25 protein-coding genes are annotated in these 25,297 nt (G+C 75.2%); 12 read left to right on the top strand and 13 right to left on the bottom strand.

Annotation, left to right across the window (positions count from 1 at the left end; genetic code table 11):
- The first annotated feature begins 79 nt into the window (after positions 1–79).
- Positions 80–448 carry an adenylate/guanylate cyclase domain-containing protein gene (locus WA616_RS24480; RefSeq protein ID WP_442901986.1) on the top strand — a complete coding sequence of 123 codons (369 nt, stop codon included), beginning with the start codon at positions 80–82 and terminating at the stop codon, positions 446–448.
- Between the two features lie 45 nt (positions 449–493).
- Here WA616_RS24480 and WA616_RS09255 read toward each other — a convergent pair whose 3' ends face one another.
- The 7 genes from WA616_RS09255 to WA616_RS09225 all read right to left on the bottom strand — a co-directional run bounded on the left by WA616_RS09255 (position 494) and on the right by WA616_RS09225 (position 8,925).
- Positions 494–1,192 carry a hypothetical protein gene (locus WA616_RS09255; protein ID WP_336029115.1) on the bottom strand — a complete coding sequence of 233 codons (699 nt, stop codon included), beginning with the start codon at positions 1,190–1,192 and terminating at the stop codon, positions 494–496.
- Between the two features lie 96 nt (positions 1,193–1,288).
- Entirely contained in the window at positions 1,289–2,641 is a 1,353-nt protein-coding gene (locus WA616_RS09250) for a response regulator transcription factor (protein ID WP_336029113.1), read from the bottom strand.
- A gap of 177 nt (positions 2,642–2,818) precedes the next feature.
- Positions 2,819–3,844, bottom strand: coding sequence for a potassium channel family protein (locus tag WA616_RS09245; protein WP_245794282.1), 1,026 nt, complete (start codon positions 3,842–3,844; stop codon positions 2,819–2,821).
- A 66-nt stretch (positions 3,845–3,910) separates the two neighbouring features.
- Positions 3,911–5,656 (bottom strand): class I adenylate-forming enzyme family protein, encoded by a 1,746-nt coding sequence (locus WA616_RS09240; RefSeq protein ID WP_336029111.1) that lies wholly within the window; start codon positions 5,654–5,656, stop codon positions 3,911–3,913.
- 115 nt (positions 5,657–5,771) lie between these two features.
- The gene (locus WA616_RS09235) at positions 5,772–7,343 is read right to left on the bottom strand and encodes a long-chain-fatty-acid--CoA ligase (RefSeq protein WP_336029110.1); all 1,572 of its coding nucleotides are present in this window, start codon (positions 7,341–7,343) and stop codon (positions 5,772–5,774) included.
- Between the two features lie 57 nt (positions 7,344–7,400).
- A complete protein-coding gene (locus WA616_RS09230; protein WP_336029109.1) occupies positions 7,401–8,237 on the bottom strand; it encodes a class I SAM-dependent methyltransferase in 837 nt (278 codons plus the stop codon).
- A 34-nt stretch (positions 8,238–8,271) separates the two neighbouring features.
- The gene (locus WA616_RS09225; protein WP_217651125.1) at positions 8,272–8,925 is read right to left on the bottom strand and encodes a TetR/AcrR family transcriptional regulator; all 654 of its coding nucleotides are present in this window, start codon (positions 8,923–8,925) and stop codon (positions 8,272–8,274) included.
- Between the two features lie 118 nt (positions 8,926–9,043).
- Between WA616_RS09225 and WA616_RS09220 the strand changes: the two genes are divergently transcribed.
- From WA616_RS09220 to WA616_RS09210, 3 genes are read left to right on the top strand one after another with little or no spacing between them, the layout of a single operon-like run.
- A complete protein-coding gene (locus tag WA616_RS09220) occupies positions 9,044–10,267 on the top strand; it encodes an acyl-CoA dehydrogenase family protein (RefSeq protein WP_073418907.1) in 1,224 nt (407 codons plus the stop codon).
- Entirely contained in the window at positions 10,264–11,256 is a 993-nt protein-coding gene (locus WA616_RS09215; RefSeq protein ID WP_336029103.1) for an acyl-CoA dehydrogenase family protein, read from the top strand. The genes WA616_RS09220 and WA616_RS09215 overlap by 4 nt, the downstream gene beginning before the upstream one ends.
- Positions 11,253–12,140, top strand: a complete 888-nt coding sequence (locus WA616_RS09210) for an enoyl-CoA hydratase-related protein (RefSeq protein WP_336029101.1) — start codon at positions 11,253–11,255, stop codon at positions 12,138–12,140. Before WA616_RS09215 ends, WA616_RS09210 begins: the two co-directional genes overlap by 4 nt.
- An 11-nt stretch (positions 12,141–12,151) precedes the next feature.
- On the opposite strand, the gene WA616_RS09205 is transcribed toward WA616_RS09210, so the two are convergent.
- Together WA616_RS09205 and WA616_RS09200 are read right to left on the bottom strand one after the other, a co-directional pair.
- Entirely contained in the window at positions 12,152–14,617 is a 2,466-nt protein-coding gene (locus WA616_RS09205; RefSeq protein WP_336029100.1) for an ABC transporter permease, read from the bottom strand.
- A gap of 3 nt (positions 14,618–14,620) precedes the next feature.
- Positions 14,621–15,394 (bottom strand): ABC transporter ATP-binding protein, encoded by a 774-nt coding sequence (locus WA616_RS09200; protein ID WP_245794283.1) that lies wholly within the window; start codon positions 15,392–15,394, stop codon positions 14,621–14,623.
- A 402-nt stretch (positions 15,395–15,796) separates the two neighbouring features.
- Here WA616_RS09200 and WA616_RS09195 point away from each other — a divergent pair, with 402 nt between their 5' ends.
- The gene (locus WA616_RS09195) at positions 15,797–16,696 is read left to right on the top strand and encodes a hypothetical protein (protein WP_336029094.1); all 900 of its coding nucleotides are present in this window, start codon (positions 15,797–15,799) and stop codon (positions 16,694–16,696) included.
- Positions 16,697–16,717: 21 nt separating this feature from the next.
- Positions 16,718–17,077: a hypothetical protein gene (locus WA616_RS09190; protein ID WP_336029091.1), complete on the top strand. Its 360-nt coding sequence runs from the start codon at positions 16,718–16,720 to the stop codon at positions 17,075–17,077.
- A 17-nt stretch (positions 17,078–17,094) separates the two neighbouring features.
- Here the strand turns inward: WA616_RS09190 and WA616_RS09185 are convergent, their stop codons facing one another.
- The 3 genes from WA616_RS09185 to WA616_RS09175 all read right to left on the bottom strand — a co-directional run bounded on the left by WA616_RS09185 (position 17,095) and on the right by WA616_RS09175 (position 19,555).
- Positions 17,095–17,784 carry a response regulator transcription factor gene (locus WA616_RS09185; protein ID WP_336029089.1) on the bottom strand — a complete coding sequence of 230 codons (690 nt, stop codon included), beginning with the start codon at positions 17,782–17,784 and terminating at the stop codon, positions 17,095–17,097.
- Complete coding sequence (locus WA616_RS09180; protein WP_336029088.1) at positions 17,781–18,965, bottom strand: sensor histidine kinase; 1,185 nt, start codon at positions 18,963–18,965, stop codon at positions 17,781–17,783. Before WA616_RS09180 ends, WA616_RS09185 begins: the two co-directional genes overlap by 4 nt.
- 80 nt (positions 18,966–19,045) lie before the next feature.
- Complete coding sequence (locus tag WA616_RS09175) at positions 19,046–19,555, bottom strand: MarR family winged helix-turn-helix transcriptional regulator (RefSeq protein ID WP_336029086.1); 510 nt, start codon at positions 19,553–19,555, stop codon at positions 19,046–19,048.
- An 88-nt stretch (positions 19,556–19,643) separates the two neighbouring features.
- On the opposite strand from WA616_RS09175, the gene WA616_RS09170 reads away from it, so the two are divergent.
- The 6 genes from WA616_RS09170 (at position 19,644) to typA (ending at position 24,612) form a co-directional block, all read left to right on the top strand.
- Positions 19,644–20,207 (top strand): YceI family protein, encoded by a 564-nt coding sequence (locus tag WA616_RS09170; protein WP_073418922.1) that lies wholly within the window; start codon positions 19,644–19,646, stop codon positions 20,205–20,207.
- A gap of 127 nt (positions 20,208–20,334) precedes the next feature.
- Positions 20,335–20,823, top strand: coding sequence for a MauE/DoxX family redox-associated membrane protein (locus tag WA616_RS09165; protein ID WP_336029082.1), 489 nt, complete (start codon positions 20,335–20,337; stop codon positions 20,821–20,823).
- A complete protein-coding gene (locus WA616_RS09160) occupies positions 20,816–21,577 on the top strand; it encodes a DsbA family protein (RefSeq protein WP_336029080.1) in 762 nt (253 codons plus the stop codon). Before WA616_RS09165 ends, WA616_RS09160 begins: the two co-directional genes overlap by 8 nt.
- A gap of 25 nt (positions 21,578–21,602) precedes the next feature.
- Entirely contained in the window at positions 21,603–21,956 is a 354-nt protein-coding gene (locus WA616_RS09155) for a hypothetical protein (protein WP_336029079.1), read from the top strand.
- Between the two features lie 49 nt (positions 21,957–22,005).
- On the top strand, positions 22,006–22,533 hold the full coding sequence (locus WA616_RS09150; protein WP_336029076.1) for a hypothetical protein: 528 nt from the start codon (positions 22,006–22,008) through the stop codon (positions 22,531–22,533).
- 189 nt (positions 22,534–22,722) lie between these two features.
- Positions 22,723–24,612, top strand: coding sequence for a translational GTPase TypA (typA, locus tag WA616_RS09145; protein ID WP_073418928.1), 1,890 nt, complete (start codon positions 22,723–22,725; stop codon positions 24,610–24,612).
- A 50-nt stretch (positions 24,613–24,662) separates the two neighbouring features.
- Here the strand turns inward: typA and WA616_RS09140 are convergent, their stop codons facing one another.
- Positions 24,663–25,130, bottom strand: a complete 468-nt coding sequence (locus WA616_RS09140) for a YdeI/OmpD-associated family protein (protein ID WP_073418930.1) — start codon at positions 25,128–25,130, stop codon at positions 24,663–24,665.
- Positions 25,131–25,297 lie beyond the last annotated feature (167 nt).

The raw sequence follows: 25,297 nt of genomic DNA, 5'->3' as shown, positions 1-25,297 counted from the left end.
GACCTGTTCGGCCGGCACGTGGGCACCCCGGTGGCCGCGCGGGCTGGTCGACAAGTTCGAGGGCGACGCGGCGCTGTGCGTGTTCGGCGCGCCCACCGCTCACCCCGACCCGCCGGGCGCCGCGCTGCGGGCGGCCCGGCGGATCTGCGACGCCGTCCGGGCGGCCGGCGAGGTCGACGTCGGGGTGGGGGTGGCGTGCGGGCCGGTGTGGGCGGGGCAGGTCGGCACCGCCAGCCGGCTGGAGTACACGGTGATCGGCGACCCGGTGAACGAGGCCGCGCGGCTCACCGAGCTCGCCAAGGACGACACGGGCCGGGCGGTGGCCAGCGAGGCCGTGGTGCGGGCAGCCGGCGGCGAGGCCGCGCACTGGCGGCCCGCCGCGGAGGTGGAGCTGCGCGGCCGCGGCGAGCCGACCCGCACCTGGGTGCGCCGGGTGGACCGGGCATAGGAAGCGATGCGCACGTCCCGGGCCCCGGGACGTGCGCATCGCTTCCTATGCCTCGCGCCGCGTGCGGGCGAACGCGAACCAGCCGATCCCGCCGAGCAGGAGCAGCTGCAGGACGTAGTCGGCGAGCACCGCGGGCCGGCCCAGCTCCTGCACCGGGACCACCACGAACACCAGCACGTAGGCCAGCCCGGCGACCGGGAACCAGCGCGGGGCGGCCCGCCCGAGGAGGACGCCGACCAGGCCGGCCACCGCGCCGACGGCGATGGTGACCTGGCTCGCGACGATCACCGCGACCAGCGGCCCGAGCGAGTCGTTGAGGGTGTCGACCAGCGCGCGCCCGTCGGCCTCCGGGAGCACGGCCGGGTCGGCGGCGTAGGCGAAGGGCAGCGCCTCGGCGGTGACCGCCAGGCTGAACAGGACGCCCCCCAGCCCGACGAGCAGGGCCCCGGCCAGCGTCCACGGGGCGCCGCGGCCGCGTCCGAGCAGGACCAGCGAGAGGGCGGTGGCGACGAACGACACCGCGTAGGCCGGCCCGCCGAGGAAGAGGTTCACGGGCCAGTAGGCGCCCTCGAGGCCCCGCACGTCGTCGTAGCGGACCGACCCGTCGAACGGCGGCTCCCACAGCGCGAAGACGAGCCGGCCGGCCAGCGCCACGACGAGCAGGGCGAGCAGCACCCCGGCGGCGCCCGCGGGGGAGCGGCGGGTGACGGGGGACGCGGGAGCGGACAGGGCGGAGCCGGGCACGGGGACCTCCGGGAGGGGTGGGCGGTGCCGCAGACCCTCGCTCCGCGCGGCCCTCGAGCACATCGGTGTCAGCACCGATCCCGGGGAACGCGCAGGTCAGGAGCGGTGGCGGAACCAGATCCCGGCCGCCTGCACCCGGCGGTTCGACGCCGCCTCCCGGCCCAGGTCGAGCTTGCCGAACAGCGACCGCAGGTGGGCGTCGACGGTCCGCTCGGAGATCACCAGGCGGGCGGCGATGCCCGCGTTGCTCGCCCCCTCGGCCAGCAGCTCCAGCACCTCCCGCTCCCGCGGCGTCAGCCCGGCCAGCGGACCGGGCCCGGGCGCCGAGAGGGGCGCGGGTGCCGGCGCGGGCGACGGAGGAGTCCCGGACGGGACGGCGGCGGGGAGGACGTCGGCCGGCGGCGGCCCGGCGGGGGCGGTCAGCGCCGCGGCGAGACGCGCCGAGCCCCACCGGACACCGCCGGCCACGGCCACCGCCAGCACGGCGACGGCGAGCGCGACCGCCGTCGACCCCAGCCCGGTCCCCGGCGCGGCCAGCAGCGTGCCCAGCCCCGCCACGACCAGGGCGCCCGCGGCGGCGCCCACGGTGCGCACCGCGAGGAGCAGCCGGCCCGGTGCGCCGTCGCCGTCCGGCACGAGGCCGGCGCACCCGGCGGCGAACGCCGAGGCGGCGGCCAGCGCGACGAGGAAGGCGACCGACCCCAGCGACGGCTCGACCGCCCCGGGGTCGCGGGCGACGGCGAGCAGCAGGCAGAGGGCGACGGTCACCGGCGCGGCGGTGGCGCCCGCCGCGGCCACCCCGAGGCGGGCCCGCGCCGGGCCCGCGGACGTGACCGCCGCCCGCCACAGCCGGGCGGGGAGCAGCAGGACGGCGAGCAGCCCGAGGACGGTGGCCGCTGCGCCGACGGGGGACAGGGCCGCACCCCACGACTCCGGGGCGACGGTCGGCAGCCCCGCGAAGGGGTCGCCCGCCCGGGCCACGAGCAGGTTCACGACCGCGGTGACGCCGAGCGCCGCCGTCGCCGCCGTCTCGTCCCAGGCGGTGGCCGGCCGGCGGCGCGCCGAGGCCGACGCCACGAGCTGGCCGAGCAGCAGGGGCGGGATCCAGGCGGTGTTCCACACGGCGACGGCGACCGGGGCGCTCGCGGCGTCCGCCGACACGGCGGTGACGGCCCAGACCGCCGCCGCCGCGTAGGCCACCAGCGCGGCGGCGAGCCAGGTGGCGCGGGTGCCGGCGAGGACCTGCCCGCGGGCGGTCAGCCGCCGGCCGGCCAGCGCGCAGGCCGCGGCCCCGGCGGTCTGGGCGAGGGCGCCGACCGGGTCGGTGGCGAAGCCGCCGTCGCCGCCGAGGCGCAGCGCGAGGAGCAGACCGGCCGCGGCCACCGCGGCGACGACGACGGCGGGGAGCGCCAGGCGCCGGACGCCGGCCGCGCCGTCGACGGCGGTCACCGGCGGGGACCCCCGGGCCGCGTCACGCCCGGGATGGTGACACGGCGCTGGGAGGTCTGGGGAGGGTCGGGGCGAGGAGTGGGGGCCGGAGGCTCCCGCGATCGAGGCCCGGGTCCGGCTCAGCGCAGGTGGGGACGGCACGTGGCCGCGGTGGAGCCCGGTAGGGCGACAGATCACTCAGTGACTGCGGACGACGACGAGTACGTCCTCGCTCTGGAGCGTGCCGATGAGCGGGTCGTCGAAGCGCAGCGTGCGGCCGCCGCGGGTCACCGACAGCACGATGTCGCGCAGGTCGCGCGGGCCCAGGCCCACCTCGCCGGAGGTGACCACCCGCTGGGAGAGGTCGAGGCCCTGGCCGCCGGTGAGCAGGTCCTCGACCACCGAGACCACGCGCGGGCTGTCGGTGGACAGGCCCAGCAGCCGGCCCGACGTCGCTGAGGTGGTGATGACCGTGTCGGCGCCGGACTGGCGCAGCAGGCTCGCGTTCTCCTCCTCGCGCACGCTGGTGGTGATCGGCACGGTCGGGTTGAGCTGGCGCACGGTGAGGGTGATGAGCACCGCGGCGTCGTCGCGGTTGGCCGCCACGATCACCGCCCGGGCCCGCTCCACGTGCGCGCGGCGCAGCACGTCGGTGCGCCCGGCGTCGCCGACGATGCCGGTCAGGCCGATCGAGTTGGCCTCGTCGATGGCGCGCTGGTCGGCGTCGACGATGACGATGTGCTCCAGCGGCGTGCCGGTGGCCTGCAGCGAGCGGACGGCGCTGCGGCCCTTGGTGCCGTAGCCGCACACGATGACGTGCTGGCGCACGCGGGACCTCCAGCGACGGATGCGGAACTCCTCGCGCGAGCGCGTCGTCAGCGCCTCGAGCGTGGTCCCGATGAGCACGATGAGGAACAGCACGCGCAGCGGCGTGATGAACAGGATGTTGACCAGGCGGGCGCCCTCGGTGATCGGGGTGATGTCGCCGTAGCCGGTGGTGGAGAGCGTGACCGTCGAGTAGTAGATGGCGTCGAGCAGCGAGATGCCGACCTCGTCGCCGTCGCGGTACGAGTCGCGGTCGAGCCACACGATCAGCACGGTCAGCGCGAGGAAGAACGCCGCGAGCACGACCCGCTGCCACACCTGGCGGACGGGGGAGGGCTCCTCGTGGGCGATCTGCACCCCGGTGTGCGGGTCCTCGTTCGCCCCGTGTCCGCCGATCACGTCGCGGACGATAGCGAGCGGGGGCGGCGCCCACCGGGATGCCGGTGCGCACCGCCCCCGATCGGGTCAGCCCTGGGCCGCGGCCTCGCGCTCGCGGGCGGCCAGTTCGCGCTTGAGCACCTTGCCCGCCGCCGACACCGGGATGGCGTCGATGAACACGACGTCGCGCAGCCGCTTGTAGTGCGTGACCCGGTCGTTGACCGCGGCCATCACCGACTCGGCGGTCAGCGCGGCGCCGGCGTCGTCCGCCTTGCGCACGACGTAGGCGACCGGCAGCTCCCCGGCGGCCTCGTCGGGCCGGCCGACGACGGCCGCGCCGGCCACGCCCGGCACGCCGAAGAGGACCTCCTCCAGCTCGCGCGGGAACACGTTGTAGCCCTTGTAGAGCAGCATGTCCTTGGTGCGGTCGACGATCGACAGGTAGCCGTCCTCGTCGAGCACGCCGACGTCGCCGGTGTGGAACCAGCCGTCGGGGTCGATGCTCTCGGCGGTCGCGTCGGGCCGGTGGGCGTAGCCGCGCATGACCTGCGGTCCGCGGATGCACACCTCGCCGCGCTCGCCCACGGGCAGCGGCTCGCCGCCGCCGAGCGGGCGGATGGTGATCTCGGTGTCGAACACCGGGACGCCGACCGACCCGGCCTTGCGGGTGCCCGACCGGAACGACGGGTTGCCGGTGGCCTGCATGGTCACCTCGGTGAGGCCGTAGCCCTCGCCGATCACGGCGTTGGGCAGGACGGCCTGCAGCTTCTCGATGAGCGGCACCGGCAGCGGCGCGGCGCCGCTGGAGACGCCGCGCACGTGCGACCAGTCCTGCTCGGTGAAGCCGGGCACCTGCAGCAGCGCGACGAACACCGGCGGCGCCCCGCCGATGCTCGTGACCTCGTACCGCTTGGCGTCCTCGACGTACCGCACCGGGTCGAACCGCATGTGGATGACGGTCGTGGTGCCGCCGAGCACCATCCCGTTGAGGTAGCCGATCGCGCCCATCGCGTGGAACCAGGGCGTGAGGTTGATCAGCCGCGCCTGGCCGAGACGGATCGGGTACTCGTCCTCGCCGAGCACCTGCCGCACGGTGACGTCGCCGGCGTCGTCGAGCTCGGGCAGCGACCCCGACGTCCAGCACGCCGACTGCAGGACGTTGGTGACGACGTTGCGGTGCGGCAGCTCCACGCCCTTGCTGACCCCGGTGGTGCCGCCGGTGTAGGCCAGGTGGGCGAGGTCGGCGGCGGGGTCGACGCCGGCGTCGAGGTGCCGGTCGGTGGGGTCGGCGGCGAGCAGGTCGGCGAGGTCGACGTCGCCGTCCTCCAGGCCCTCGAGACGGGCGCCGAAGTCGAGGGTGTGCGCCTCGCCGGTGACGACGACGGTGCGCACCGGCGTGGCCGCCAGCGCCGAGCGGACGAACGGCAGCACCTGGTCCCAGGTGACGAGCACGGTGGCGCCGGCGTCGGAGAGCTGGGCGGCGAGGTCGGCGGCCGGCAGCAGCGGGTTGGTGGGGGAGAAGACGGCGCCGGCCATCATCACGCCGTAGTAGACGGCCGGGTACTGCCGGCAGTTCGGGATGTGCACCGCCACGACGTCGCCGCGGCCCACTCCGGCGTCGGCCAGCCAGTTGGCCACCGCGGCCGCCCGCGCGCCGAGCTCCTCGAAGGAGAGCTCGACGTCGTGGTCAACGAACGCCGTGCGCGTGCCCCACCGGCGCACCGCGGCCCGCAGGATCGAGCCGACGGGGACCGACGGGTACTCGAGCGAGCGCGGCAGCCCGGGCGGCCAGCTGGCGGCCGTCGGGCTCGGTGCGGACTGCGTGGCGGTCATGCGGGTCCTCCCTGTCGGGTCCTGGGCCACGACAGCGTGTCCCACGTCACACCGGCTGTCGAGGTGCGCCGTGCAGCGACCGGAGGCCCTCCGACGGTGCTCGGTGCACAGCGGTTCAGACGGCGGGGTCGCTCACCAGGGAGCCGGCCCGGTGCTCGGTGCGCAGCGACGTCTTGAGCACCTTGCCGCTCGGGTTGCGCGGCAGCGCGGGCACGAACGCGTACTCGCGCGGGTGCTTGTAGCGGGCCAGCCGCTCGCGGCACCAGGCGGTGAGCTCCTCGGGTGTGGGCGGCGCGTCGGCGTCCCGCGGCGCGATCACCGCCAGCGGTGCCTCGCCGTAACGGGCGTCCGGGACGCCGATCAGCGCGACCTCGGCCACGCCGGGGTGGGCGGCGAGCACGTCCTCGACCTCGGCGCAGTACACGTTCTCGCCGCCGGTGATGATCATGTCCTTCTTGCGGTCGACGACGTAGTAGTAGCCGTCCTCGTCCTCCCGGACCAGGTCGCCGGAGTGGAACCAGCCGCCGGCGAACGCCTCCGCCGTCGCCTCGGGCTTGCCCCAGTACTCCTTCATCACCATCGGGCTGCGGTAGACGATCTCGCCCACCTCGCCCACCGGGACGTCCTGCATCCGGTCGTCGACCACCCGGACCTCGACGTTGAGCATCGGGGTGCCCACCGAGCCGATCTTGCGCACCGAGTCCTCGCCGCGCAGGAAGCAGGTGACCGGGCTGCACTCGGTCTGGCCGAAGGCGGTGATGACCTCCGCCTGCGGGAACGTGTCGATCATCGTGCGCAGCAGCGTCGTCGACGCCGGGGCCGCGCCCCAGGAGATGCGCCGCAGGCTGGAGAGGTCGCGGTCGGCGATGCCGGGCACCGCGACGACGGCGGCCCACATGGCGGGCACCAGGAAGATGCTGCTCACCCGCTCGCGCTCGATGAGGTCGAGCGTGGCGACCGGGTCGAACCCACCGCTCTTGAGGATCACGTGGGTGCCGCCGAGCAGCAGCGGCGGCAGCCCGCCGGCGAGGCCCGCGATGTGGAACAGCGGGGCGCCGGGGACGCCGACCCGGTCGTCGTCGCCCCAGCCGAGGTGGGTGACCTGGCTGAACACGTGCATGAGCAGGTTGCGGTGGGTGAGCACGGCGCCCTTCGGGCGGCCGGTGGTGCCCGACGTGTACATGATGAACGCGGGCGCGGTCTCGTCGACCTCGACGCCGGGCGGCTCCGGCGAGGCGGCGGCCATGGCGTCCTCGAGGTCCCCGCCGAGCGTGAGGACCGTGGCCAGCTCCGGCGCCTGCTCGCGGGCCTTGGTGGCCACCTCGGCGAGGGCGGCGTCGACCAGCAGCGCGGTGGCGCCGGAGTCGGTGAGCACGTAGGCGACCTCGTCGGCGACCAGCCGGAAGTTGACCGGGACGACGATCGCGCCGAGCCGGACGCCGGCCAGGTAGGCCTCCCACACCTCCATCGAGTTGAGCCCGAGCACCGCCACCCGGTCGCCGGTGCCCACCCCGCGGCCGGCCAGCGCGTTGGCCAGCCGGGTGACCCGCTCGTCGAGCTGGGCGTAGGTGCGACCGCCGCCGTCGAAGCGCAGCGCCCACGTGTCCGGGGTCCGGCGGGCCCAGCGCGCGAGCTGGTCGGCGGCGGTCATGCCGCGGCCCTGGAGGGTGGGGATCGGCACGCTCACGGGTCCTCCTCGGTCGGGTGTGACCCGCGTCATGCTGGTGGCGACCTGACGCGGCAGTCAACCCTGACCGGGGCGTCTCGCGACCGCCCCGACGAGCAGCGGGTTGACCAGCACGGCGTCGGCCGCGGCGGCCTGCGCGCGCAGCCGCCGCCCGAGGTCCGCGGCGCCCACCTCGGCCGCGGTCGCCGTGCCGGTGCGCTCGAAGGCCGGCAGCAGGCTGACCGCGTCGCCGGCCACGACGGCCCAGCCCGTCGCGTCGCCGCCCCGCTCGAGCGGCTGGCCGCAGGTGAGCACGGGGTCGGGCAGGCCCGCCGAGCGGTAGACGGCGGTCAGCCGCAGCCCGGCGTCGACGGGGACGCCGAGCCGGCCGAACGCCGTCAGCAGCCAGCCGTTGAACGCGTCCAGCAGCGGCAGCGGCGGGTGCGCCGCCCGGGTGGGGAGGACGACGTCGGCGAACGCGACGACCCCGCCGGGCCGCACCAGCGATGCCGCCCGGGCGACGAGGGCGACCGGGTCGGGCAGGTGCAGCAGGAGCAGCCGGCCGACCACCGCGTCGAGCGGGCCGGGCGGCTCCCAGGTGGTGACGTCGGCCTGCACGAAGGCGACGCCGGGCCGCCCGGCGGCGCGGCGCCGGGCCACCTCCAGCGGGCGCCGCGCGGCGTCGACGCCGGTCACCCGCCCGCCCGCGCCGACGCGGTCCGCGATCGCGAGGGTGACCGCGCCCGGGCCGCAGCCGAGGTCGGCGACCGCCATGCCGGGCGCCAGGCCCGCGGTGTCGAGCCAGGCCCCCGTGGCCGGACCGTAGAGCGAGGAGAGGGCGTCGAGCCGGGCCATCTCGGGGTCGTCGTCGCCGAGCACGTAGCCGGTGGGGGCGGCGGCCGCACGGTCGTCCATGCCCGGTCATCGTGGCCCGCGCGGCCGCCCGGCGTCAGTCCTCCGGGCGCGCGAGGAGCATCCGCGCGGCGAGCCGCCGCCACAGCGCCAGGTGCGGGTCGGTGGCCGCCGGCCGCTCGGTGAAGGCGTACACGCAGGCCACCCCGCGCATGCTCGTGAACAGCAGCTCGCACAGTTCCGCGTACAGCGGGGCGGCGGCGATCTCCGGCCCCCAGATGCCGTCGGCCACCCGCCGGATCGCCGCGCGCAGCCGCCGCTCCTCCACCCGCAGCGCCGAGCGCAGCCCGGGGTCGGTGCGGGCCGCGGTCCACAGCTCCATCGCCGCCCAGAAGGGCGGCTCCTGGAACGTCGCCCACATGAGGTCGATGGCGCGGTCGACCCGTTCCTGGCCCGGCGGCTGGTCGGCCATGAGCGCCGCGGCGCGCTCCTCCACCTCGGCGAGCAGCGTCGTCGACAGGTGCCCCGCCGCGGCCACCAGCAGCTCGGCGCGGGACGGGAAGTGGTGCAGCAGCCGGCCGCGGGACACCCCGGCGCGGGCCTGGACGGCGAGCGTCGAGGCGCCGGCGTAGCCGTCCTCGACCAGGCAGGCGACGGCGGCGTCGAGGATGAGCGCGCGGCTGTCGGCCGTCCGCGCGGAGCGGGTGCGCGGCCCGTGCACGGCGGCGCTGTCCACGGGATCGGCGGTCACCCGGCGCAGGGTAGGCCGCCGCGCCCGCCCCGAACAGTCACCGTTGACCGTTCCGGGTGACCGGTGCCACGCTGCGCCCGGACCGCCCGACCCACACCCGACGACGCGGAGGACCGGCGTGGACTTCGACGACACCCCCGACGAGGCCGCCTACCGGGAGCGGGTGCGCACCGTGCTCGCCGACCGGGCCGGCGACCTGCTGCACGTGGCGCCCGGCGAGCCGGTCGACGCGCGCAGCCGGGAGGCCGACCTGCGCGCCACCCAGCGCGTGCTCGCCGAGGAGGGCCTGGTCGGCGTGACCTGGCCGCGCGAGTACGGCGGGCAGGGCGGCACGCTGGTGCAGCAGGCGATCGTGGCGCAGGAGCTCGCCCGCGCCCGGGTGCCCACGCTGATCAACCACATCGGCATCGGCATGTGCGGCCCCACGGTCATCGCGCACGGCAGCGACGACCAGCGCTCCCGCTACCTCGCCCGGCTTCTGCGCGCCGACGACGTCTGGTGCCAACTGTTCAGCGAGCCGGCGTCGGGCTCCGACCTCGCCGCGCTGCGCACCTCCGCCGTCCGCGACGGCGAGGACTGGGTGGTCAACGGCCAGAAGGTCTGGACGACGCTCGCCCACGTCTCCGACTTCGGCATCCTGCTCACCCGCACCGACCCGGAGAGGCCCAAGCACGCGGGGCTGACGATGTTCGTCGTCGACATGCACGCGCCCGGTGTCACGGTGCGGCCGCTGCGCCAGATGAGCGGCGGCGCGGACTTCAACGAGGTGTTCTTCGACGACGTCCGCATCCCCGACTCCGAGCGGCTCGGGGAACCCGGCGAGGGCTGGCGGGTCGCGCTCACCACGCTGATGAACGAGCGCGTGGCCATCGGCGGCGCCGGCAGCGACATCGGCCAGTCCGCCGAGTCCCTGGCCGCGCACGCCCGCGACCGGCTGCCGCACCTGGACCCCGAGCGGCAGGCGCTGGCCCGCCAGGCGGTGGGGCGGGCGCTGGTCGCCGCGCTCGCCGCCCGCTACACCGGCTACCGCCGCTTCACCACGCTGTCGCAGGGCGGCGTGCCGGGGCCGGAGGCCAGCGCCGGGAAGCTCGGCGGCACCGCCGCGGCCCGCCTGGTGGCCGACGCCGGCGTCCGGCTGCTCGGCGACGACGCCGTCCTCGGTGCCACCGCCGACGGCGACGAGACCTGGCAGAAGGCGCAGGCGTACGTGCCCGGCATCGCCATCGCCGGGGGCACCGACCAGGTGCTGCGCAACATCCTCGGCGAGCGGGTGCTGGGCCTGCCCGCGGAGCCGCGCACCGACAAGACCGCCCCCTTCTCCTCCTCCGGAGGCCGCCGGTGAACTTCGACCTGTCCGACGACCAGCGCGACGCCGCCGCCGGCGCCCGCGAGTTCTTCACCGGCTCGGTCCCGCTGTCGGCCGCGCGCGGCGCGCTCGAGGGCGACGGCGCCCCCGCGCCCGGCCGCAAGGCGCTCGCCGACATCGGCTTCCTCGGCATCACCGTGCCCGAGTCGGCCGGGGGCGCGGGCGGCAGCGTGCTCGACCTCGCCGTCGTCGCCGAGCAGGGCGGCGCGGTGCTCGCCGGGCCCTCGCTGGTCACCGCCGCGCGCGCCGCGGTGCTGCTCGAGGACGCGCCCGACCTCGCCGCGCAGCTCGCCGACGGGTCGGCCGCGGTCGCCGTGCTCGACGGCCCGCCGACCGGCTCGGCGCCGTCGGTCGACGCCGCCGACGCGACGCTGTTCCTCGCCCTCGACGGCGACACGCTCGTCGCGGGGGAGGGCGAGGTGGTGCCCGGGAGGCCCCTGGACGCCACCCGCGGCCTCGCCCGGGTGCGGCTGACCTCCCGCCGCGTGCTCGCCGAGGACGCCGGCGCGCTGTGGGCGCGGGCCCGCCGGGTGGGCGCCGTCGTGATGGCCGCCGAGGACCTCGGCGCCGCCGACCGCGCGGTGCTCATGGGCGTGGAGTACGCGCGGCAGCGCGAGGCGTTCGGCCGGGTCATCGGCTCCTACCAGGCGGTCAAGCACATGCTCGTCGACGCCTGGGTGGGCGTGGACCAGCTGCGCTCGCTGGTGTGGTGGGCGGCGTGGGCGGCCGACTCGGCGCCGGAGGAGCTGCCGCTGGCCGCCGCGGCCGCCAAGGCCTACGCCGCCGAGGTGTTCGAGCGGGCCGCGGAGACGGTCGTGCAGGTGCACGGCGGGATCGGGTTCACCTGGGAGCACGACGCGCAGCTGTACTGGCGCCGCGCCAAGACCGACCGGCTGCTGCTGGGCGACGCCGCCGAGCACCTCGACGCGGTCGCCCGCCTCGCGGAGGCCGGCGCCCTGGGATGACGTTCGAGCAGCTCCGGTACGACGTCGCCGACCGCGTCGCCACGCTCACCCTGTCCCGCCCCGAGCGGCTCAACGCCTTCACGCCGCGGATGGCGGTCGAACTCGCGCAGGCCGCCGCGGCGGCGGATGCCGACGACGGGGTGCGGGTCGTCGTCGTCACCGGTGCGGGGCGGGGCTTCTGCGCCGGCGCCGACCTCGGGGCGGGCGCGGGCACCTTCGCCGGCCGCGGGCGGGAGGACGCCCCGGCCCGCGGCGCCGTCGGTGGGGTCCCGCGCGACTGGGGCGGCATGGCCTCGCTGCCGTTCGCCGCGCTGCGCAAGCCGGTGATCGCCGCGGTCAACGGCCCCGCCGTGGGGATCGGCGCCACGATGGTGCTGCCGATGGACGTCCGGATCGCCGCGGAGTCCGCGCGCTTCGGCTTCGTCTTCGCCCGCCGCGGCATCACCCCGGAGGCGGCGTCGTCGTGGTTCCTCCCGCGGGTGGTCGGCATCAGCCAGGCGATGGAGTGGGTGGCCACCGGGCGGGTGTTCGACGCCGGCGAGGCGTTGCGCGGCCGGCTGGTCTCCCGCGTCGTCCCCGACGAGGAGCTGCTGCCCACCGCCTACGCGCTGGCGGACGAGATCGCCGGCAACACCTCCGGCGTGGCGGTGGCCGCCGCGCGGCAGCTGCTGTGGTCGATGCTCGGCCAGCCCTCGCCGTGGGACGCGCACCGCGCGGAGTCCCGGGCGCTGGCCGAGCTGGCCGGCGGCCCCGACGCCGCCGAGGGCGTGGCGGCCTTCCTCGACAAGCGCGCCCCGGACTTCCGGGCCCCGGTCGGTGACGGCGACGTCGCCGGGGTGGCGCGCTGGCCCGCGCCCCCCGGCGACGTCACCGACCCGGTCTGAGCCGGTCCGCCTCAGACCGCCGCGATCGCGGCGACCGGCGCGGTGCGGGCCGCCCGGCGCGCGGGCAGCACGCTGGCCAGCAGCCCGGCGACCGTGGCCACCACGACGATCCCGCCGACCTGCACCCACGGGACGTCGACCACCACGACGTCCTGTCCGCCGAGCAGCGACGCGGTGCCGATCAGCCCGTACGCCCCGCCGACCAGCACACCGAGCACCGCGGCGACGCCGGCCACGAGCAGCGCCTCCCACGCCAGCAGCCCGCGCATCTGCCCGCGGGTCAGTCCCAGCGCCCGCAGCAGCCCGTTCTCCTGCCGCCGCTCGACCACCGACAGCGCCAGCGTGTTGCCCACCCCGATCAGGGCGATGAGCACCGCGACGCCGAGCAGGCCGGTGACCACGAGGAGCATCGCGTCGAGCACCTGGTCGATCGCGGCGCGCTCGCTGGCCAGGCCGGTGACGTAGGCGTCGGGGGCGGCCGCGCCGGTGAGCTCGGTGACCTCCGCGATGGCGTCCCGCTGGCCGTCGCCGTCGGCCAGCCGCAGCCACAGCGTCGCCGCCGGGGCGTCGGGCACCAGGCCGCGCAGGTCGGCCGCGTACAGCAGCGGCGTACTGGCGTCCCCGCCGACGGTGGCGGTCAGCGTGCGGCTGTTCGCCCCGGCGGTGAGCGTCACCTCGTCGCCGTCGCGCACCGACCACACCTCGGCCGCCCACGGCGGCAGCACCACCTCGCCGAGCGCGGGCAGCGGCAGGTCGGCGGTGCTGCGCAGCACCGCGCCCGCGTCGGCCGGGTCCACGCCCTGGACCCAGGTCGGCTGCCCGTCGGGGCCGGTCAGGTCGGCGCCGGCGAGCGCCGTGCCGCCGGCCACGCCGTCGACCTCCTCCAGCTGCGGCAGCAGCGACGACGGCAGCTCGCCGTACGCGCCGATCTCCACGTCGGCCGGGTAGGCGGAGTCCAGCCCCGCCTGCGCGGTCGCCCGGGTGGAGGCCGCGCCGACGACCATCGCGGTGGTCAGCGTGACGCCGATGAGCAGCGCGGTCGCCGTCGCCGCCGTCCGGCGCGGGTTGCGGCTCGCGTTCCCGGCGGCCAGCCGGCCGGGCAGGCCGCCGGCGCGGCCCAGCGCCCGCCCGGCGGCGGCGACCACCGGGGGCACCGCGCGCTGGGCGAGCAGGACGACGCCGAGGAAGCTCGCCGCCCCGCCGGCCAGCGCCGGGTAGATCTGCGCCATCACCACGCCGAGCGCCATGAGCGCCGACCCGCCGAGCACCAGCACGAGGCCGGTGGCGAAGCGGAGCAGGCCGCCGCGGCTGCGCAGCGGGGCGGGGTCGGCCGGCCGCAGTGCGGCCAGCGGCGCCACCCGGGTGGCCGCCCGGGCCGGGCCGAGCGCCGCGACCAGCGTGGTGAGCGTGCCGACGGCGAGCCCCGCGGCGACGGCGTACAGCGGCACCGTGACGCCCTCCAGCGGGATCGGGGAGTCGGTGCCGACGAGCGCGGAGACGACGGCGGCCAGCCCGATGCCGGCGCCGACCCCCACCGCGGAGGCGACCAGCCCGGTGACCGCGGCCTCGGCGAGCACGCTGCGCCGGACCTGGCGCGAGGTGGCGCCCACGCAGCGCAGCAGCGCGAGGTCGCGGGTGCGCTGGGCGACCAGCACGGCGAGCGTGTTGGCGATGACCAGCCCCGCCACGAGCACCGCGACGGTGGCGAACACCAGCAGGACGGCGGTGAGCGCGAGCCGGTTGCCGGTCACGTACGCGACGGCGGACGCCGCGGCCTCCTCCCCGGTGCCCACCGTGACGTCGCGCCCGTCGAGCGCCGCGGCGACGGTCGCCACCAGGCCGGCGGGGTCGGTGCCCGGCGCCGCGGCGACGCGCAGCTCGGTCGGGTCGGTGGCGCCCCAGGCGGACACCTGCGCGGGCACGGCGTAGCCGTGGGCGAACACGCCCGCGGCCGGGTCGCCGGCCAGGTCGACCAGCCCGGTGACGGTGGCCTCGGCGGTCGCGGTGACGTCGCCGGTGGCCGGGTCGAGCACGGACACCGCGACGACGTCGCCGACCTCGGCGTCGGTCGGCATGCCCAGGGCGAGCTCGCCGGGACGGTCGGGCAGGGTGCCGTCGGTCACCCGCTGCCAGCGCAGCTCCGGGTCGGCGGCGACGCTGCCGACCTGCAGGTAGGCGGCCGAGCGGCCGGGGAGGGCGGCCTGCACGTCGGCGGTGGCGGTGGGGTCGACCGCGGCCACGCCGGGCAGCGCGGTGAGGGTCGCGACGTCGCCGGCCAGGGAGCCGCCGTCGCGGGCGGTGACCACGGCGTCGGCGCCGACGTACTGGGCGCCGGCGGCCCGCAGCAGCGTGGCGCGAGCTGTCTCGTTGAGCACGAGCGTGGCGGCGACGAACGCGGTGGCGATGACGACCGCGAGCGTGGCCGCGACCAGTCGCGGCAGGTGCGCGCGCAGGCCGGCCAGGGTGGTGGACAGCACCGGTCAGCCCCCGAGCCCGCGGAGCGCCTCGAGCACGGACGCGGCGGTGGGCCGGTCGATCTCGCCGGCCGGGCGGCCGTCGGCGAGCAGCACCACGCGGTCGGCGTAGGAGGCCGCGGTGGGGTCGTGGGTGACCATGACGACGGTCTGGCCGGTCTCGCGGACGCTGCTGCGCAGCAGGTCGAGCACCTCGGCGCCGGCGCGGGAGTCGAGGTTGCCGGTGGGCTCGTCGGCGAAGACGACGTCGGGGCGGGGGAGCAGCGCCCGGGCGATGGCCACCCGCTGCTGCTGGCCGCCGGAGAGCTCCGAGGGGCGGTGCCGCAGCCGCTCGCGCAGGCCGAGCCGGGCGACGACGGCGTCGAACCAGGCCGGGTCGGGACGGCGGCCGGCCAGCTGCATAGGCAGCACGATGTTCTCGCGAGCGTCGAGCACCGGGAGCAGGTTGAACGCCTGGAAGACGAAGCCGATGCGCTCGCGGCGCAGGCGGGTCAGCTGGTCGTCGCGCAGCCGGGTGAGCTCGGTGCCGCCCAGCCACACCTGCCCGGAGGTGGCGGCGTCGAGACCCGCGAGGCAGTGCATCAGCGTCGACTTGCCGGAACCGGACGGGCCCATGATCGCGGTGAAGCCGCCGCGCTCGAAGGTGACGTCGACGCCGGCCAGCGCGTGCACCGCCGTCTCACCGGAGCCGTAGACCTTGGTCAGGCCGGTGGCGCGGACGGCGGCGGACGACACCGGCGCCGGCGGCTCGCCGGGGACGGTCATGACGGGGACGGACACTGCGGACCTCCGCGGATCGCTTCTCGGGACAAGAGCACCATTGCTGTTCCGTCTCCACGGCGCGTCGTAGCCAAGGTGGATATCTAGTCCTGCCACGGTATGACCCGCTTGAAGCGACAGGTTGACGTCTTCCCGCGCAGCGTCGCTGCGTGAAGTCATCCCTCTCTAAAGAGCGAGCGAACATTCTGATCAGTTTCGGGAGTGGCAGTGCGGACCGTGGAAGTTCACGTAGTGCTTGAGGGCGCAGATGATGTGCAACGGGCGCTCGAGGTCGCATCGACAGCCTCCTTGGTGGTAACCGTCAGTTCTTTGGGGTCCCCGTCTTCCCCGCCAGTGGCGCTCCGGGTGACCCGCACCAGTGCCCTTTCGCGCTCGGCAGCTGCTCGAGAAGAAACGTCGTTCGTGCTGAAGTCGCTAGAGCAAGCAGGCTTCAAGGCTCGGCATGTGGCCACAGTCGTTGAGCCGCCTGCCTCCTTCTCTAAGGGGCAGTGGGTTGTCATCGGTGCCCCTGAGGAGTATGGGTACCTGCGGAATGGAATCGCTAAGAGAGTTATCCGCAGGGCAGAAAGCGCTAGTGGTCGCCTCAAGGCGCTCGATCGCTTTCTCGTGCAGCGAGTACTCGGAGCGCGGGCCTACCTAGCAGCTGGGGATCGTCCAGAAGCAGAGGCAATGGCGCGACAAGTGGATCCTGCGGGATTCGCGCAACGACGCATATCGATCGTAGAGTTCAACCAAGTGGTTGTCGCCAGGGTTCCGGAGGGAGGTCGCGTCTTCGGCTTCATAACCATTATTGCGGCGGGCTTAATCAGCGGCCTTCTTGGGATCCTTCAGGTTGAGTGGCCGGTGGCCTTGGGGGTGCTCGGTTGGCTTCTTCTGGAAACCTTGGTAGTGGCCGTCTCGTATCCGCCCTCTCCCGTTGAGAGTCGAGCCGATCGAGTTGGTGCCACGTTGCTCGCGGCGATCCTCGCTGCCTACGTATACATGTCCTTCAATTCCCTGTTCGAGGACTCGACTCAGGCGGCTATAACCGTGGCGATCGGGCTTGCGGTCATAGTTCTAGGTCTAGGCGCTCTCACGGAATGGCGCTCGCGTCGCCTTGGTCAGTCCTTGAACTGGACTCTGCCAATCTTCCTGTCGCTCGTCGGTGGGGCTACATATGCCTTTGGGGTTCTGGCGTATCGACTTCTGGAGGAGCAGCTTGACCTCCCGTCCGGAATCGTCACCTATGAAGCTTTCGACTACATCCTCGCAGGCATCCCGCCCGTCTTCTTGAGTGCGGTCGCTCTCTATATCATGATTTGATATTTTGGCCTCACGCGCTGGGTGACTGGGGCCACCGATTCGGGCGTCAGCTACATTGCATTGCTGGCGTTAATTGCTGTTCTTGTCAGCCTGACGACGGTTGCGACCGTCGCCACCTCTGTCGCGCGTGAGCTTAGGGCGGAGGGTGCGGTTGCATCGTCGTTCCCGTTCATCGGCCTACGAGCCGATTACGCCTGCGTCTCCCTCTTGACTGAGCAGGTTGCTACCGAAGGTGGGGGGCTCGACGATGAAGAGGCGTGGCTCCTGCTTGGGGAGAAGGACGACCGATACGTGCTTTGGACCAGCGACTCGGGCTACAGGCGCGTTGCTGTTGACCAGGTCATTCTGGACGTCAAGTCAGATGATGAACCTCGATGCTGAGGAACCTGGCGGCTGGGTCAGGCGTCGCGGAGCAGGTCGGCGGGGGAGACCAGGCCGGTCCGGTAGGCGAGGACGACGGCCTGCACGCGGTCGCGCGAGCCGGTCTTCGCCAGCACCCGGCCGACGTGCGTCTTCACCGTCGCCTCGCTGACGAACAACCGCCCGGCGATCTCGGTGTTCGTGGCGCCCAGGGCCATCTGCACGAGCACCTCGCGCTCGCGGGGGGTGAGCTCGCCGAGTTCCGCGCCTTCGCCGCCCGCCGGGGCCGCCGCCGAGCCGCGCAGCATCGGCGCCACGTGCTGCAGCAGCCGCCGGGTGGAGCTGGCGGCGATGACCGAGTCGCCGGCGTGCACCGTGCGCACCGCGGCGAGCATCTCCTCGGGCGGGGCGTCCTTGAGCAGGAACCCGCTGGCGCCGGCGCCGATCGCCGCGACCACGTACTCGTCGAGGTCGAAGGTGGTCAGCACGACCACCCGCGGCGGGTCGGGCAGCGCGGTCACCTGGCGGGTCGCCTCGATGCCGTCGGTGCCGGGCATGCGCACGTCCATCAGGACGACGTCGGCCGGCGTCGAGCGCAGCATCGCCACCGCGGCGGCGCCGTCGCCGGCCTCGCCGACGACGGTGAGGTCGGGCTGGGAGTCGATCACCATGCGGAACCCGGCCCGCACCATCTGCTGGTCGTCGACCAGGGCCACCCGGATCGTCACCGCGCACCTCCCAGGGGCAGGACGGCGTGCACGCGCCACCCGCCGCCGGCGCGCGGGCCGGCCTCCATGCGGCCGCGGTGCAGCTGCGCGCGCTCGTGCATCCCGCGCAGCCCCTGGCCCCGTCCGTCGCTCTCGGCCACGGCGGCCGCCGCGCCCCGCCCGTCGTCGAGCACCGACAGCTCGAGGGAGTCCGGCCGCCAGTGCAGCCGCACCCACGCGCGGCCGTTGGGGCCGGCGTGCTTGAGCACGTTGGTCAGCGACTCCTGCACGATCCGGTAGGCCGCCAGCTGCGGACCGGCGGCCATGGGGCGCGGCTCGCCCTCGACCAGCAGGTCGACGTCCAGGCCGCTGGCCCGCACGTCCTCGACGAGCGCGGGGACGGCCGCGACGTCGGGCTGCGGCGCGTACTCCTCGCCCGGCCCCTCGCGCAGCACGCCGAGCAGTGCCCGCATGTCGGTGAGCGCCTGCCGGCCCGTGGCGGCGATGGCCTCGAGTGCGCCGGTGGCGGCCTCCGGGTCGGTGCGCCCGGCGTAGCGGCCGCCGTCGGCCTGCGCGATCACGACCGACAGGGAGTGCGCGACGACGTCGTGCATCTCCCGGGCGATCCGGGCGCGCTCGGCGGTGGCGGCCAGCCGCATCTCCTGCTCGCGCTCGACCTCCAGCAGGCGCGCCCGCTCGGCCAGGCCGGCGACCTCACCCAGCCGGGAGCGGCGCACGCGGCCCAGCGCCCACGCCGCGACGACGGAGACGCCGATCGCGCTCGCCGTGACGAGCAGCGCGTCGCTGGAGTTCGCCGAGTACCAGCGCAGCGAGGCCAGGACCGCGCCGAACAACCCCAGCGCCAGCCCGGCCCGCGAGGCCCAGCGCTCGGCGTACGCGGCCAGGGCGTAGACCATCAGCAGCGCCGACACGTTGGCCGCGAGGAAGTCGGTGCCGAGCACCAGCTCCGCGAGGCCCGCGACGGTGACGACCGCCGCGGCCTGCACCGGGGCCCGCCGCCGCCAGGCGAGCGGGGCCACCAGCGCGACGCCGAGGACGAAGGCGATGCCCTCGGACGCGTAGTAGGAGGAGGCCGGCGCGACGACGGTGACGAGCCCGACCAGGCAGGCCAGGGCGACGTCGACCTCGAAGGGGCGGGCGCGCAGCCGGTCGAGGGCGTGCTCGAGCAGGGGTCCGTCCATGTCGGGACCGACCCTAGGCAGCGCCGGACGTCCCGTCGTCCACCCGCGGGAGGACCCCGTGTCGTGCCGCGGGCGGACCCTCAGCGCGAGGGGTCGAGGTGGCGCAGCAGCGTCTCGCCGAGGTCGCGCATCGCCGCGACCTGCTCCGGGGTGAGCTGGTCGAACAGGTGGGTGCGCACGCCCTCGACGTGCACCGGCGCGGCCGCCTCCAGGGCGGCGAAGCCCTCGTCGGTGAGGACGGCGAGCAGGCCGCGGCCGTCCTCGGCGCACTCCTGGCGGCGCACCCAGCCGCGCTCCTCGAGCCGCGACACCGCGTGCGAGAGGCGGCTGCGGGAGGACAGGCAGCGGTCGGCCAGCTCGCTCATGCGCATCTGCCGGCTGGGCGTCTCCGACAGCTGCACGAGGATCTCGTAGTAGGCGGTCGGGATGCCGGTGGCGCGCATGAGCTCGCGCTCGAGCCGGTCGTTGAGCAGCTGCGTGCTGTAGAGCCACGCCCGCCAGGCGCGCTGCTCCTCGGCATCGAGCCAGCGCGTCCCGCCCGCGGGGTGCTCGACGTCTCCCTCGCCGGGAGGGGACACCTGCGTCGTCATGCCCTCAGGGTACTGGCGGAATAGTCAAGCGCTCAACTACGCTACCGGCGGCACGGAAGTACAACGCTCAACCACCTGGGAGCCAGCAATGACCAGCACCACCGCCGTCCAGATCCCCGGCTACGTCGCCGGCACCTGGGACATCGACGCCAGCCACTCCACCGTCGGCTTCTCGGTCCGCCACATGATGGTGAGCAAGGTCCGCGGCTACTTCACCCAGTTCTCCGGCGAGATCGTCACCGCCGAGGACCCGGCGCAGTCCACCGTGAACGCCACGATCGACATGGACTCGATCGACACCCGCCAGGAGCAGCGCGACGCGCACATCCGCTCCGCGGACTTCTTCGACGTCGGCAACCACACCGTCATGACCTTCCGCTCCACCGGCGTCGTCGCCGACGGTGAGGACTGGACCGTCCAGGGCGACCTGACCATCAAGGGCATCACCAAGCCCGTCACCCTGGCCCTCGAGGTCAACGGCTTCGGCCCCGACGCCTACGGCGGCACGCGCGCCGGCTTCAGCGCCAAGACCTCCATCTCCCGCAAGGCCTACGGCGTCGACATCGACATGCCGATGGACGGCGGCGGCGTCGTCGTCGGCGACAAGATCGAGGTCGAGCTCGAGATCGAGGCCGTGCTCCGCACCGCCTGATCCCCGGACGCCGCACCCGCGGCGGACCCGACCGAGGGGCCCCGGACGCACCCCGCGTCCGGGGCCCTCGCGCGTCCCGGGAGCGCGTCCCGGGAACCAGGAGCGTCCCGGGGACGACCAGGGAGTCGTGCAGAGCGTCCGCAGAGCCCAGCCGTGGCTGTCGACCGCCGCCCGCCTCCTGCTCGGCGGCGTGCTCGTCGTCGCCGGCGCCCTCAAGCTGCCCGACCCGGCCGAGGCGGTGCGCGCCGTCCGCGCCTACCGGCTGCTGCCCGAGGCGCTCGTCGGGCCGGTGGCCTTCGGGCTGCCGGTGGTCGAGGTCGCCGTCGGCCTCGCGCTGCTGGCCGGGGTGTTCGTGCGCACGGCCGCGCTGGCCGCCTCCGTCCTGATGGCGGTGTTCACCGCCGCGGTGGCCTCGGCGTGGGCGCGCGGCCTGCAGATCGACTGCGGCTGCTTCGGCGGCGGCGGGGAGGTGGCCGCGGGGGAGACCGGCTACCCGGCCGAGGTGGCCCGCGACGTCGCGCTGCTGCTCGTGGCGCTCGCCCTCGCCCGCTGGCCGCGGTCGCGGCTGGCCCTCGGTGGCCCGGCGGCCGGCGTCCGGGAGCTCGCCCGTGTCTGATCCCCGGCGCACCTCGGCGCGGCGGCGCATCGCGGAACGGCGTGCCGCGGAGGCGGCGGCGCGGGCGGCCGCGCTCCGGCGCCGGCGCACCGTCGTCGGCGGGGTCGTCGCGGCGGTGCTCGTCCTGGTCGCCGTCGTCGTGGTGGTGGTCGTGCAGACCCAGCGCACGCAGACGTCCCCGGCCGCCGCCGTCCCGGCCGGCACCACCGACGGCGGCACGGCCGTCGCCCTCGGCCCGGACGACGCCCCGGTGACCGTGGACGTCTACGAGGACCCCCTGTGTCCCTACTGCGCCCGCTTCGAGGCCGCGGCCGGCGACACCCTCGAGCAGCTGGCCGCCGACGGCGCGGTCCGCGTGCGCTACCGCACGATCGCCTTCCTCGACCGTGCCTCCACCGACGACTACTCCACCCGCGCGCTCAACGCCGCCGGCGTCGTCGTCGACGCGGCCGGCGTCGAGGCCTGGCTGCGCTTCCACGACGCGCTGTTCGCCGAGCAACCCGCCGAGGGCGGGCCAGGGCTCGACGACGACCGGCTGGTCGAGCTGGCCGCGCAGGCCGGGGCCACCGGGGCGGAGGTCGAGCGGGGCATCCGCGACCTGCGCTTCGCCGACTGGACCGAGCAGGTCACCGACGCCGCCAGCCGCGCCGGGGTGACCGGCACGCCCACCGTGCTCGTCGACGGCGAGCCGCTGCCCGCCGAGGAGCTCACCGCCGACGGCGTCCGCGCGGCGGTTGAGGGCGCGGCGCCGTGACCGGCGGTGCGGGGACACTGGGCGCATGACGACGTCCGTGCTCTCCCGCGCCCGCACCCGGCTGTCCTCCGCCGCCCTCGTCGCCGTGGGACTGGCGGCCGGCTTCGGTGTCGCGCAGGGCACCGGGATCCGGGCGCTCGGCGGCGCGGTGTTCCTGGCCGGCGGCCTGGCAGCGGGGTGGCTGTGGCTTCAGCGGCGCGGCTGGGCGGTGGCGCTGGGCCTCGGCGCGCTCTACGTCGGGGCCTTCGTCCTGGCGCACGTGCTCGCGCTCGGCGTGGGCCTGCCGGCCTGGCTGGCCGTCGGGCTCGTGACCGTGGTCGCGGCCGGCGTGACCTTCGTCGTGGCCGATCGGGAGGTCCCCGGCGCATCGGTGCGCTGACCCGGGTGTCCGTCGGCGCGCGGAGGCCGCGGCCCGGCACACTGCGGGGATGACGACCCGAGCCGTCCGGGGATGGCCGTCCGACGTGCTCGTGCCGACCCTGCTCGGCGGGACCTTCTACGCGACGGCGATGCAGAGCCTCGACGTGCTCGCCTTCGACGAGGTCTGGAGCTGGGGCCGGGCCGCTGTGACGGGAACCGCCTTCGCCGCCGTCTTCGGCCTGGCGATGGCCGCGCAGTACCGGTTCACCGTGAGAGGACGCGAGCGCGCGGAGGTGGCGCGGGTCGTGGCGTCGGGGGTCCTCCCCGCGGGATCCGACCGCGAGTGGTGGGGACGGCTGGAGGCCGAGCGGCGGCGTCTCCGGAGCAACGGGACGGGCGCGCTGGCGATCTCGGTCCTCGGGGCGCTGCTGGTCGCCGTCGTGACACCTCTCCGGGACGGTCCGGGCGAATGGGGGTGGGGCCTCGCCCTCGCCCTCCTGCTCGTCGGCGGCGTCGCCGTCCGGCATCAGCGTCTGCGGTCGGCGGCAGTGGACCGGATGCACCGAGGACTGCAGGAGCGGCTCACCTCGGTCTGAGGCCGTGAGTCTGGTCACGATCGCCGCCGCCGGGGTGACGTACGCGGTGGCCGACCGCCCGTAGCGGGGGAGGGCCGGCGCGCGCAGCGCCTAAGCTGGGAAGGTCGCCGGGCCGGCGGCCGTTGTTCGTGGTACCGCGTGCGCCGCCGCCGCGGGATCCCCCTGACTCCCCCTGAGGTGCCCTTCCGCATGCCCACCCGCGACGACCTGCGCAACGTGGCGATCATCGCCCACGTCGACCACGGCAAGACCACCCTGGTCGACGCCCTCCTCCGCCAGGCGGGCGCCCTCGGGCGCGCCAAGGGCGAGGGGACGGACAACGACTCCACGCAGGACCGCGTCATGGACTCGATGGACCTCGAGCGTGAGCGCGGCATCACCATCCTCGCCAAGAACACCGCCATCCGGCTGGCCGACGAGGACGGCAACCCGGTGACGGTCAACATCGTCGACACCCCCGGCCACGCCGACTTCGGCGGCGAGGTCGAGCGCGGCCTGTCGATGGTCGACGGCGTCGTGCTGCTCGTGGACTCCTCCGAGGGCCCGCTGCCGCAGACCCGCTTCGTGCTCCGCAAGGCGCTCGGCAAGAAGATGCCGGTCATCCTCGTGGTCAACAAGACCGACCGCTCCGACGCGCGCATCGCCGAGGTCGTCGACGAGACCTACGAGCTCTTCATGGAGCTGCTCGAGGACAACGGCCTCGACACCGACGCGCTCGAGTTCCCGATCGTCTACAGCAACGGCAAGACCGGGCAGGCCTCGCTCACCCGGCCCGCCGACGGCACCAGCCCCGACAGCCCGGATCTGGGCCCGCTGGTGAAGACGCTGCTCGACACCATCCCGGCGCCGACCTACGACGCCGAGGAGCCGCTGCGCGCGCAGGTCACCAACCTCGACGCCTCGCCCTACCTCGGCCGGCTGGCGCTGCTGCGCATCCACTCGGGCACGATGAAGAACGGCCAGCAGGTGGCCTGGTGCAAGACCGACGGCACCATCCAGCGGGTCAAGATCACCGAGCTGCTCGTGACCGAGGGCCTCACCCGCACCCCGGCCGACAGCGCGGGCCCCGGTGACCTCGTCGCCATCGCCGGCATCGAGGACATCATGATCGGCGACACCCTCGCCGACCCCAACGACCCGCGCCCGCTGCCGCCGCTGACCGTCGACGAGCCGTCGATCTCGATCACCATCGGCATCAACACCTCGCCGATCTCCGGCCGCTCGGGCAAGAAGCTCACCGCCCGGCTCATCAAGAACCGCCTCGACCAGGAGCTGGTCGGCAACGTGTCGGTGCGCATGCTGCCCACCGAGCGCCCCGACACCTGGGAGATGCAGGGCCGCGGCGAGCTGGCGCTGGCCATCCTCGTCGAGCAGCTGCGCCGCGAGGAGTTCGAGCTCACCGTCGGTCGCCCGCAGGTGGTCACCAAGACCATCGACGGCTCGCTGCACGAGCCGGTCGAGCGGGTCACCATCGACACCCCCGGCGAGTACGTCGGCACGCTGACCCAGGCGCTGGCCGCCCGCAAGGGCCGCATGGAGAACCTGGTGCACCACGACACCGGCTGGGCGCGGATGGAGTACGTCGTCCCCTCGCGCGGCCTGATCGGCTTCCGCACCGAGTTCCTCACCGAGACGCGCGGCACCGGCGTCCTCAACCACAACCTCGAGGGCTACGAGCCGTGGATGGGCGAGATGCGCGCCCGTCCCACCGGCTCGCTGGTGGCCGACCGGCAGGGCGTGGCGACGTCGTACGCGATGTTCTCGCTGCAGGAGCGCGGCTCGATGATGGTGGCCCCGGGCACCGAGGTGTACGAGGGCATGATCGTCGGCGAGAACTCCCGGCCCGACGACATGGACGTCAACATCACCAAGGAGAAGAAGCTCACCAACATGCGGTCCTCGACCGCGGAGGAGCTCGAGCGCCTGGTGCCGCCGCGGATCCTCAACCTCGAGCAGGCGCTGGAGTTCTGTGCCGAGGACGAGTGCGTCGAGGTCACCCCGGCCGCCGTCCGCGTGCGCAAGGTCGTCCTCGACCAGACCGAGCGCGGCAAGGCGAAGAACCGCAAGCCCAAGGCCTGAGCCAGGCCGCCGAGAGCCCCCGTCCGGTCCGCCGGGCGGGGGCTCTCGCGCTACCCGGCCGCCAGCTCCCGCAGCAGGGCGGCGATCCGCTGCGCCCGGGTGGCCTCTCGGGCCGCGTTCTCCACCGGTGTGAGCAGCTGCCTCCGCCGGCCGGGCGTCAGCCGCTCGAACGCGGGCAGGCGGCCGCCGTCCGCCAGCGCCGCCCGCACGTCGTCGGGGACCAGGACGGCGTCGGGGTCGGCCGGCCGCAGCCGGCACGCCGCCGCGTCCCCGGGGGCGAGCCCCAGCCGGCGGCGCAGCCCCGGGCCGACGTAGACGAACGCGTCGGCCAGCACGGCCGGCTCGGCCCGGTTCAGCCCCAGGTTGACCTCGACGTCGTCGACGCGGCCCTCGACCCGCCGGGTCCGCTCCGCCCGGGCCGCCTCCTCCAGCGCGGCCGGGACGCGGATGACCAGGTAGACGTTGCGCCCCCACGGCAGGGGCTCGAGGACGCCGTCGAAGACGGACTCACGGGTCATGCGGCCTCCCCGGGACGGTTCCCTGCCGCATCTTCGCCGGACGGCGGCCTCCCGGATGCCCGTGACCGGATCGTGACCTCCCGTGACGGCGGGCCGTACGGGCTCGACAGGCCGGCCGCCGCCTCGCCGGGCCGCCCCGGCGCGCCGACCTACGGTCGCTGCGGTGG

The sequence above is a fragment of the Geodermatophilus sp. FMUSA9-8 genome (assembly GCF_037034165.1).
GTDB lineage: Bacteria > Actinomycetota > Actinomycetes > Mycobacteriales > Geodermatophilaceae > Geodermatophilus > Geodermatophilus nigrescens.
The sequence above is the reverse complement of the archived record's forward strand: the minus strand, read 5'-3'. Positions and strand labels throughout refer to the sequence as shown.

Coding starts and splice junctions, on each gene's coding strand:
- WA616_RS09240 (WP_336029111.1), bottom strand. CDS start 5,656: ATGACCGCCACGCAGTCCGCACCGAGCCCGACGGCCGCCAGCTGGCCG.
- WA616_RS09230 (WP_336029109.1), bottom strand. CDS start 8,237: ATGGACGACCGTGCGGCCGCCGCCCCCACCGGCTACGTGCTCGGCGAC.
- WA616_RS09210 (WP_336029101.1), top strand. CDS start 11,253: ATGACGTTCGAGCAGCTCCGGTACGACGTCGCCGACCGCGTCGCCACG.
- WA616_RS09180 (WP_336029088.1), bottom strand. CDS start 18,965: ATGGACGGACCCCTGCTCGAGCACGCCCTCGACCGGCTGCGCGCCCGC.
- WA616_RS09175 (WP_336029086.1), bottom strand. CDS start 19,555: ATGACGACGCAGGTGTCCCCTCCCGGCGAGGGAGACGTCGAGCACCCC.
- WA616_RS09170 (WP_073418922.1), top strand. CDS start 19,644: ATGACCAGCACCACCGCCGTCCAGATCCCCGGCTACGTCGCCGGCACC.
- WA616_RS09155 (WP_336029079.1), top strand. CDS start 21,603: ATGACGACGTCCGTGCTCTCCCGCGCCCGCACCCGGCTGTCCTCCGCC.
- WA616_RS09150 (WP_336029076.1), top strand. CDS start 22,006: ATGACGACCCGAGCCGTCCGGGGATGGCCGTCCGACGTGCTCGTGCCG.
- typA (WP_073418928.1), top strand. CDS start 22,723: ATGCCCACCCGCGACGACCTGCGCAACGTGGCGATCATCGCCCACGTC.
- WA616_RS09140 (WP_073418930.1), bottom strand. CDS start 25,130: ATGACCCGTGAGTCCGTCTTCGACGGCGTCCTCGAGCCCCTGCCGTGG.